This is a genomic window from Enterococcus sp. 3H8_DIV0648 (genome assembly GCF_002140655.1).
GTDB classification, from domain to species: Bacteria; Bacillota; Bacilli; order Lactobacillales; family Enterococcaceae; genus Enterococcus_A; species Enterococcus_A hulanensis.
The window spans coordinates 2995925-3004286 of record NZ_NGLG01000001.1; the positions used below are offsets into that span (position 1 = coordinate 2995925).

Genomic DNA, 8362 nt, shown 5'->3' on the forward strand with positions numbered 1-8362 from the left:
GTGGAATGGTATGCGTGATGAGAATCGGTTATAATTTTTTTCCAAAAATTATTTCATTATTACGAATTAGGATGCCAGTTGCACTATATATTTTTAATACATTAGTGGAATGGTATACGTGATGAGAATCGGTTATAATTTTTTCCAAAAATTATTTCATTATTACGAATTAGGAGTAGAGAATCAAGTGGCTAGTATTAATATTGGAGAAACGCTACGTAAAGCCCGTATCGATAAAAAAATCAGTTTAGATGAACTGCAGCAGCGCACAAAAATCCAAAAACGCTATTTGCTGGCGATTGAAGAAAATGATTTTCAAGAATTGCCCAGTGATTATTATTTGCGGACGTTTATTCGACAGTATGCTGACGAGGTAAAACTTGACGGCAATCATTTGATCGATGTTTTGGACGGCAAGGATAAACCATTGCCGAGTTATCCAGAATTGGAGACCGTTGATGAGCTGAGAAAAAATAAACATGCTGAAAATCCTACCCGTGCTCGATTTAGAGCGACGATGCCGATGGTCGTGCTTGGACTCGTGGCATTAGCGATTATTGCGGTAGTAGGCTACATAACTTGGTTGGACCATCAAGAGACTGCAATTATTCCAGAAAATAGTTCTGTTCAAGTTGAGCGTTCAGATGTTTCTTCTTCATCAGCAGAAAAGGTTTCGTCTTCACAACCTAAACCAACGACGGAATCATCGAAGAAACCGGAAAAACCAAAAATGGCGTTTGCGATGGAAAATAATACAACCAACGCAGCGACAATGAAAGTCGATAATGCAGAGAAACCGCTGAAAATCACTTTCACCGGTAAAGAACGTGTGTGGGTTGGTATCCAGATCAACGGCGCTTTAACGTATCAATACACATTGCAACCAGGAGAATCACAAACAACTGAATTACCAGAAGATGCAGCTCAAGCTTTGATTACTGTAGGGATGGCAAAATATGCTGAAATCAAGGTTAATGATCAGGCGCTTGATTTTCAACCAGGAGACTCGTTGCTGAAAAAAGACGTGACACTGAATATCGCCTACGCGTCTTAAGAACGTGTGTAATAGAATTAGGAGGAATCAACAATGAATTTACCAAATAAATTGACTGTCATTCGGATCTTTATGATTCCGGTGTTCATGGTCGTTGTATTGGCGCCGTGGGACTGGGGAACACTGCAAATCGGAAATACTAGTTTAGCGGTAACGCAGCTAGTCGGAGCAATTATTTTTGCAGTAGCCAGCTATACGGACCATTTAGACGGAAAAATTGCCAGAGCCCGCGGCTTAGTTACGAACTTCGGGAAATTCGCTGACCCTTTAGCTGATAAAATGCTGGTAATGACAGCCTTCATTATCTTAGTGGAACAAGGCAAAGCTCCTTCATGGGTGATCGCGATCATCGTTTGTCGGGAATTAGCGGTAACGGGTTTACGATTATTGATCGTAGAGCAAGGTGGCGGCGTAATGGCTGCAGCGATGCCGGGGAAAATCAAGACAGCAACACAAATGGTCGGAATCATATTGCTTTATCTAAACAATGTCCCATTCAATTTTATTGGTATTCCGATGGATCAAATCATGTTGTATATCTGCCTATTCTTCACAATTTATTCAGGTTACGATTACTTCGCTAAAAACACTTCGATCTTCAAAGGCTCGATGTAATAGAAATTTTTGGACGATACATTCAAGTATCGTCTTTTTTTTGCGTATTTTTAAATGTAAACAGCTAAAGGAATCATTAAAAAAAGACTGATGATTCATCCAGCAATAAATAAGTTTGCCAATCGCTCCTTAAATTTTGTTTTTTCTGTTATAGTTGAGAAAAAATGGCGTATCTTTAGAAAGAAGAGGGACGAATGAAAGCAGAAATCATTGCCGTGGGCACAGAACTTTTATTAGGACAAGTCGTAAATACCAACGCGACTTTCTTATCAGAAAAATTAGCGGATATGGGGATTGAGGTTTATTTTCATACAGTCGTTGGTGACAATCCGCAACGTTTAGAAGAATTACTTCAATTAGCGGATACCCGCAGTGAGCTGATTATCTTATGCGGGGGCTTAGGACCGACCGATGATGATTTGACGAAGAATGTATTGGCTGATCACGTAGGGGTTCCGCTGGTTCAAAATCAAGAAGGGCTAGAAGCGTTAAATGGATTTTTTGCCCAGCGTCAAGGAACCATGACACCGAATAATTTGAGACAAGTAGAGACTTTGCAGGATGGCATCCCATTACCGAATCGGACTGGTTTAGCGATCGGCTGCCTCTATAAAGGTGAAAAGAATAATTATATTTTATTGCCTGGACCGCCAAGCGAATTGAAGCCGATGTTCTTAGAGCAAGCACGACCATTGTTGGAAAAAGAGTTTCCCGCGACAGAAAAATTGACTTCACGGGTCTTGCGCTTTTTTGGTATCGGAGAATCCAAGCTAGTGACGGAGCTGGCAGAAATGATCGAACAGCAATCAAACCCAACGATTGCACCTTATGCGAAGCCAAACGAAGTCACGCTGCGAATCACAGCGAAGACAGAAGATGAAGTTTCAGCCAATGCCTTGCTAGACCAGACAGAAGCCGAGATTTTAGCAAAAGTCGGCGAATTCTTTTATGGCTATGGTGAAGAAAACAGCTTAGTCGAAGTCGTAGTGGACTTATTAAAAGAACAGCATTTAAGCATCACAGCGGCCGAGAGTTTAACGACGGGTGAATTCCAAGCGACGTTAGGCACGATTCCTGGCGTTTCTGAAGTTTTCCCAGGTGGGTTTGTGACGTATTCAAAAGAAACGAAGGCGAGCTTCTTAGGGATCGATCCAGCGCTTTTAGAACGTGTCGGCGTTGTCAGTGAAGAGTGCGCGAAAGAAATGGCCGAGGCGGCACTGCGTCTTGCAGATACCGATTATGCGTTGTCCTTTACTGGTGTGGCTGGTCCTGATGATTTAGAAGGAAAACCGAAAGGAACGGTTTACATCGGTTTGGCCCAAAAAAATGGCGAAACGCTTGTTGCTGAAAATCATTTTAGTCGCGATCGTTCGTATGTTCGCCATAGTTCAGTGATGAAGGGCTTAGACATGCTTAGAAGAGTAATTCTAAATAAAAATTAAGAATGCGAATGTTTGTTCGTTTTTTGCTTGCTTTTTTGATGCCAAACCGATAAACTAGGGATATTGAAAAAGCAATAATGATGTGGAAAACATATTTATTATAGGAAATAGGAGGATCAGTTATTGGCTAATGATCGCAAGGCAGCTCTAGAGGCTGCAATGAAGAAGATTGAAAAGAATTACGGAAAAGGCTCGATCATGAAATTAGGTGAAAAGATCGACCAACAAATTTCAACAGTTCCAAGTGGCTCTTTAGCATTGGACGTTGCGTTAGGTGTGGGTGGATACCCTCGCGGACGGATTATTGAAGTATATGGTCCAGAAAGTTCTGGTAAAACGACAGTAGCATTGCACGCAATCGCGGAAGTGCAAAAACACGGCGGTACAGCGGCCTTTATCGATGCTGAACATGCGTTAGATCCTCAATACGCACAACGCTTAGGTGTAAATATTGACGAGCTGCTGCTTTCACAGCCGGATACTGGTGAGCAAGGTTTAGAGATTGCCGATGCGCTGGTTTCCAGTGGTGCCGTTGATATTATCGTTATCGACTCAGTGGCAGCGTTAGTTCCACGTGCCGAAATCGATGGTGAGATGGGTGATGCCCATGTTGGGCTGCAAGCTCGTTTAATGTCACAAGCATTGCGTAAACTATCAGGTTCGATCAACAAAACGAAGACAATCGCTGTTTTCATCAACCAAATTCGTGAAAAAGTCGGCGTGATGTTTGGTAACCCGGAAGTAACTCCCGGAGGCCGTGCCTTAAAATTCTATGCGACTGTTCGTTTAGAAGTGCGTCGTGCAGAGCAATTGAAAAATGGTACGGACATCGTTGGTAACCGTACGAAGATCAAAGTTGTGAAAAACAAGGTGGCACCGCCATTTAAAGTAGCCGAAGTCGACATCATGTACGGCTTGGGAATCTCACAAGAGGGCGAATTGCTGGACATGGCTGTTGAGCAAGACATCATTGATAAAAGTGGCGCTTGGTACGGATACAAAGAAGACCGTATCGGCCAAGGCCGTGAGAATGCGAAGAAATACCTAGCTGACCATCCAGAGATGATGGCAGAGGTTGCTACGCGTGTAAGAGCGGCTTACGGTATTGGTGATGATGTGGAAGTGACAGAAGTAGAAGAGGCTGGTCAAGAAGCACTTCCTTTAGATGAATAAAAAACAAATTTACACTAACGACAAAGCGTGTTTGCTCGGTCGTTAGTGTTTTTTTGCGTGTTGTTCTACAACAAATCAAAGCGCTTTATTAGAGAGCTTGGTAAAAGAGAAATAAAGTTGACACACTATCGGACAAACATTAGAATAAAGTTGTGTGACTCTCACACATATGCAAGTAGGCATATTGATAATTTGACATTCGTTTATCAAAAAACTACAGATAGGTAAATAAGATAGTACGGAGGTGGATTTAATGACGTTAGTTCCTATTCTCCTCGCTATCATCGGTTTAATTGTCGGTCTTGGTTTGGGTTTCGTGGTGGCAAAATCACGCCATGAAAAAGAAATTGATGGGGCACAAAACACAGCTAGAGGAATCATTAAGCATGCTAATAAAGAAGCGGAAACCTTAAAGAAAGAAGCTTTGTTGGAAGCCAAGGAAGAAAACCAGCAGTATCGCGCACAAGTTGAAAGTGAGTTGAAAGAAAGCAGACAAGAACTAAAATCGCAAGAAAATCGCTTGCTTCAAAGAGAACAGTCTTTAGATCGTAAAGATGACTCTCTCGAGAAGCGTGAGCACTCACTGGAAGAAAAAGAAACAAAGATCAGTGCTAGACAGCAATTAATTGACGAGCGAGAAAAAGATGTAGAACAACTGATTGAAGAGCAACAAACAAAATTGGAACAGGTTGCTTCTTTAACAAAAGATGAAGCAAAAGAAGTAATTATGAAGACGACCGAAGAGGAATTGAACCATGAGTTAACAGTTATGGTCAGGGAATCTGAGCAACGGGCGAAAGAAGAAGCCGATCGTAAAGCGAAAAATCTTTTGGCGATGGCGATTCAACGTTGCGGTGCCGACGCTGTTTCTGAAACGACTGTTTCGGTAGTTACGCTGCCAAATGATGAGATGAAAGGTCGCATCATTGGACGTGAAGGTCGAAACATTCGGACATTAGAAACATTGACGGGGATCGATTTGATTATCGATGACACGCCAGAAGCAGTCGTTCTATCCGGCTTTGATCCAATCAGACGGGAAATTGCCCGCATGACGTTAGAGAAATTGATTCAAGACGGTCGGATTCATCCGGCACGGATCGAAGAAATGGTTGAAAAATCTCGCAAAGAAATGGATGAACGTATTCGTGAATACGGGGAACAAGCAGCCTTTGAAGTGGGCGCCCACACCTTGCATCCAGATTTGATCAAGATTTTAGGTCGTTTACATTTCCGGACCAGCTATGGTCAAAATGTATTGAATCACTCAGTGGAAGTGGCCAAATTGACTGGTGTCTTAGCCGCAGAATTAGGCGAAGATGTTCAGTTGGCGCAACGGGCCGGCTTGCTTCATGATATCGGTAAAGCACTGGATCACGAGATCGAAGGTTCTCACGTGGAGATTGGTGCAGAACTTGCTGCCAAATATCGTGAAAACCCTGTCGTAATCAATGCGATTGCCTCTCACCATGGAGATACAGAAGCAACTTCAGTCATCTCTGTTTTAGTAGCCGCTGCCGATGCAGTGTCAGCTGCTAGACCAGGAGCACGAAGCGAATCACTAGAAAACTATATCCGCCGCTTAGAAAACTTGGAAAATATTTCCAATAGTTTTGACGGAGTAGAATCAAGCTTTGCCGTCCAAGCTGGACGTGAAGTTCGTGTCATGGTCAAACCAGAAGAAATTTCTGATTTAGATGCGACTCGTTTAGTTCGCGATATTCGCCGCAGAATCGAAGACGAGTTGGATTATCCAGGACATATCAAAGTAGTCGTTATTCGCGAAACACGCGCAACCGATTATGCAAAATAGTAAAAAGACTCATTTAGGCGTCCAGCCACACAGCAGTCTAAGATACTTAGCAAAGTGAGTAGCATTGCGCTACTCACTTTTTTCAATTTTTTACAATCCCGATAAAACTGTAGTAAATGTCAATTGTCAAAATGCGGTTTCGCTTTGTCCATTCAGGTTTATGAATCACAATCTTCTCGATTAGCTCATTGACGATCTCCACGATGAGAGTTTCTAGTTGAGTATACTTTTTTACTCTGTCCATAAAGCGTTTGATATTCAATTTTTCATTTTCGTGTTTGGAGAGAGTCTTCTTAATCGTTGAAATAGATTTTTTTAACTGATATTGTTCTTCTTCGAAAGCTTTGCTCATTTTAGCAAAACGTTCATCCGTTAATTTGTCAGAAATATTTGTCCTCATAGAGCCGCTGGATAATTCGATCAATCTCTTCACAACGCCGCTCAGAAGTTAGTAGCTTCTGCTTCTGTCGATTCGAATTTTTATCAGATTCCGATTGGGATTTCTTCTCGAGCCTTTTCAAAAAAGATGATTCATCTAAATGTATGTTTTTTAGGAGATCATTTAGCTCCGATAAAACAATTTCTTCTAAATCAACTTTTCGAATATGATGAAGCGACCCAATAATCTATTCGCTACAATGCTCTCTTGCAGGCTAACAAAGGTAATATTGTGGTCACACAGTTTATTGATGATATTAATTAAAGTGCTCATTTTACGAGTCAGTCGGTCTATCTTATATACTACTACCGATACATCTACATCTTTACCTTTGGAAGATAGTCTTTTAACTGTTTTCAACATTTTAAGTAGCTTCGTGCGACCGTCCTTTCCACCTGAATCTTTCTCACTGAAAATCAAATGACAGCTAGCTTGCTCCAATTTATCTAGTTGAGCTTCAAACCCTAAATCCTGATTAATGGTACTAACTCGAGCATAACCTAGTAGAAACTTGTCTAGTCCTTCCAATTCCTTCACCATTATTTTCCCCTTACAGTTTTGCATTTTTTAAAACCTTCATACGTTATTATTGTTGGTGCTTTATAATTTTAGAATGAAAAGGTCAAAAGCTGTCTCTTATACACATCTAGATGTGTATAAGAGACAGCCCTTACAGTTTTGCATTTTTTAAAACCTTCATACGTTATTATTGTTGGTGCTTTATAATTTTAGAATGAAAAGGACATAAGAAAAAGCCTATAACGGTGAGGTTATTGGCTTTTGTCGCAAGTAGATTAGCCGTAGGATTTTCTGAGTTCTTCTATTTAATATGTTTTTTACAAATAGTGGCTTATTAGCCAATTATTTATTTTCAGGATGGATAATATCAACCACCTGATAAAATAGAATTACCATGTTACGTTATTGAAACTCAATTTCAACTTTTTTAATTGACGACCTTGTTGGAATATCTCTAGAATTAAGTTTTCCTGCCAGTTTTTCAGACTGTGAATGCCATAGATTTATATTAAATTCCATTGGTAAGTATGGAATTGGTGTGGGAACATACATAATACGTTCATATACAACGGCGCCATCTACGATCCATCTTATTCTGTCACTCTCCCAATGGATTTCATATAAATGATAGTCTTCACTCGCATTAAATCCTAGGTTAATTACTACAGGTGTTCCACGGTAGCCATACTCTAACCTTGATCCTTCCATCCCAGGATTAAAGAAAACGTTAATTAGCATCTTCGTTGGGTCTTTTCCTAAAAATTCTATATCTATTTCTTGATGAGGGCCATTACGATGTAGAAAAACACCAGTAATTAAACCTGAAACATTTGATGGGCAAAGCTCCACTTTAAATTTACCATACAAGTATTTTTCTACTGTTACTAAAGCAGCTGAGGTATAAGATCTTACCGGAGTAACTTCATAGTTGAAATGCAAGCCAATATTATTCTCAGTAATTTTCACATTGTTTGGCCTGAATAGCGCTAAGTTACTAGGAAAAGTGTCATCACGCAATTTCCATTGCTGGAAGTCAAACTTTGTGCTTTTATCTAATATTAATGAATTGTTATAATTCACAGGCTTATTATTGTCGCTTTGTAAGCTGAGATAATTATTGGGCTGAATGATCCAAGGGAGGTTATCAAACTTCAATTCTTTAGAATCAAAGTTTGCTTTATTATTGAATGATAGCTCGGTTATTTCAAACTCATTTATTTCAGGAAAAGGTATTGCAGGATACTCTAAATCCAAAAAATTGCATAACAGTTCCCATTTATCGTGACACTCATTAGGAATATGAAGGT

General features: G+C 40.4%; 8 protein-coding genes. 5 read left to right on the forward strand and 3 right to left on the reverse strand.

The annotated features are described in order from the left end of the window. Positions 1-121 precede the first annotated feature (121 nt). The 5 genes from A5875_RS13865 to rny all read left to right on the forward strand — a co-directional run bounded on the left by A5875_RS13865 (position 122) and on the right by rny (position 6097). Complete coding sequence (locus A5875_RS13865) at positions 122-1054, forward strand: RodZ domain-containing protein (protein ID WP_242550683.1); 933 nt, start codon at positions 122-124, stop codon at positions 1052-1054. A gap of 33 nt (positions 1055-1087) precedes the next feature. Beyond that, the gene (gene pgsA, locus A5875_RS13870; RefSeq protein ID WP_088934150.1) at positions 1088-1669 is read left to right on the forward strand and encodes a CDP-diacylglycerol--glycerol-3-phosphate 3-phosphatidyltransferase; all 582 of its coding nucleotides are present in this window, start codon (positions 1088-1090) and stop codon (positions 1667-1669) included. A gap of 194 nt (positions 1670-1863) precedes the next feature. Continuing rightward, positions 1864-3111, forward strand: a complete 1248-nt coding sequence (locus A5875_RS13875) for a competence/damage-inducible protein A (RefSeq protein WP_088934151.1) — start codon at positions 1864-1866, stop codon at positions 3109-3111. Between the two features lie 123 nt (positions 3112-3234). Continuing rightward, on the forward strand, positions 3235-4284 hold the full coding sequence (gene recA / locus A5875_RS13880; RefSeq protein ID WP_088934152.1) for a recombinase RecA: 1050 nt from the start codon (positions 3235-3237) through the stop codon (positions 4282-4284). Positions 4285-4537: 253 nt separating this feature from the next. Then, positions 4538-6097, forward strand: a complete 1560-nt coding sequence (gene rny, locus A5875_RS13885) for a ribonuclease Y (RefSeq protein ID WP_088934153.1) — start codon at positions 4538-4540, stop codon at positions 6095-6097. An 82-nt stretch (positions 6098-6179) separates the two neighbouring features. On the opposite strand, the gene A5875_RS13890 is transcribed toward rny, so the two are convergent. The 3 genes from A5875_RS13890 to A5875_RS13900 all read right to left on the reverse strand — a co-directional run. Then, positions 6180-6530: a DUF4368 domain-containing protein gene (locus A5875_RS13890; protein WP_254911874.1), complete on the reverse strand. Its 351-nt coding sequence runs from the start codon at positions 6528-6530 to the stop codon at positions 6180-6182. Positions 6531-6683: 153 nt separating this feature from the next. After that, complete coding sequence (locus A5875_RS13895; RefSeq protein WP_176244679.1) at positions 6684-7076, reverse strand: recombinase family protein; 393 nt, start codon at positions 7074-7076, stop codon at positions 6684-6686. A gap of 381 nt (positions 7077-7457) precedes the next feature. Continuing rightward, on the reverse strand, positions 7458-8362 hold a 905-nt coding region (locus A5875_RS13900; protein ID WP_176244680.1), incomplete at its 5' end, for a family 16 glycosylhydrolase.

Bases quoted from the DNA above. Each gene is read 5' to 3' on its own strand.
- A5875_RS13865 (WP_242550683.1), top strand. From the start codon at position 122: ATGAGAATCGGTTATAATTTTTTCCAAAAATTATTTCATTATTACGAA.
- rny (WP_088934153.1), top strand. From the start codon at position 4,538: ATGACGTTAGTTCCTATTCTCCTCGCTATCATCGGTTTAATTGTCGGT.
- A5875_RS13875 (WP_088934151.1), top strand. From the start codon at position 1,864: ATGAAAGCAGAAATCATTGCCGTGGGCACAGAACTTTTATTAGGACAA.
- A5875_RS13895 (WP_176244679.1), bottom strand. From the start codon at position 7,076: ATGGTGAAGGAATTGGAAGGACTAGACAAGTTTCTACTAGGTTATGCT.
- pgsA (WP_088934150.1), top strand. From the start codon at position 1,088: ATGAATTTACCAAATAAATTGACTGTCATTCGGATCTTTATGATTCCG.